A 696-nucleotide genomic window follows, 5' to 3' on the forward strand; every position below is an offset into this window, starting at 1 on the left:
AATGCCAAGTTTAGGATAGATTTTTTTGAACTCTCTATAAGAGTATTTTAAATCTTCCATAACTTCATCAATCAAAAAAATACATTCCCCAACATTATTGTCTCTCAACCACTTGAGGAAGTCTGGTTTTGTGATATAAATAATATGATCCATAACCATATTCATATATTCTTTATCATAAAGATGACGTTCAAATTGATCACCCATTATCTTAAACATGTTTTCCACATAAAGAGCTAAGTTATCCATTGCCATTCTTGAGAAAACTTCAGTTTTATCATTATCAAAGATAAATGATATTTCAGGCACATTTATATTTTTCATGTTATTTTCCTTTTATTAGTTAGATGTATTACGAGAAGCAGTTATAGCTTTATAAATCCACTCATCAACTTCGCTTTCAATGAAAGCAACAGCTCTTTCACCGATTTTTATTTGTTTGGGGAATTTCCCCGCGCTGATAAGTTTATAAATCCACGTCTTGCCGAACCCGGTTTTCCTTATTACTTCTGATAAGCGAATAAGTTTTAAAGTTTTATCTGTTTTGTTTTGAACCATATTATCTCCTGTTTTTTTTACGTAATATCTTGGATATTTCGTTTTTTAGTATGTTGTTCGATGGAGATAATTCTAGGATTTTGGCTGGTTCTAAACTAGGGATGTTCACCAACCGTGAGTTTCGCGGAAATTTTGGAG

General features: G+C 31.6%; 2 protein-coding genes. Both read right to left on the reverse strand.

The features are described 5' to 3' along the window. Window positions 1–324, reverse strand: a 324-nt coding sequence (locus INF68_RS22985) for a hypothetical protein (RefSeq protein WP_193525480.1), incomplete at its 3' end; no start/stop codon positions are given. 15 nt (window positions 325–339) lie between these two features. Continuing rightward, complete coding sequence (locus INF68_RS22990) at window positions 340–558, reverse strand: AlpA family transcriptional regulator (RefSeq protein ID WP_002911792.1); 219 nt, start codon at window positions 556–558, stop codon at window positions 340–342. Window positions 559–696: the final 138 nt, after the last annotated feature.

The organism is Enterobacter cloacae complex sp. P16RS2, from assembly GCF_014982155.1.
Taxonomy (GTDB): Bacteria; Pseudomonadota; Gammaproteobacteria; order Enterobacterales; family Enterobacteriaceae; genus Enterobacter; species Enterobacter cloacae_M.

What these genes read in the sequence shown, in the direction of transcription:
- INF68_RS22990 (WP_002911792.1), bottom strand. Translation starts at nt 558, where the DNA reads ATGGTTCAAAACAAAACAGATAAAACTTTAAAACTTATTCGCTTATCA.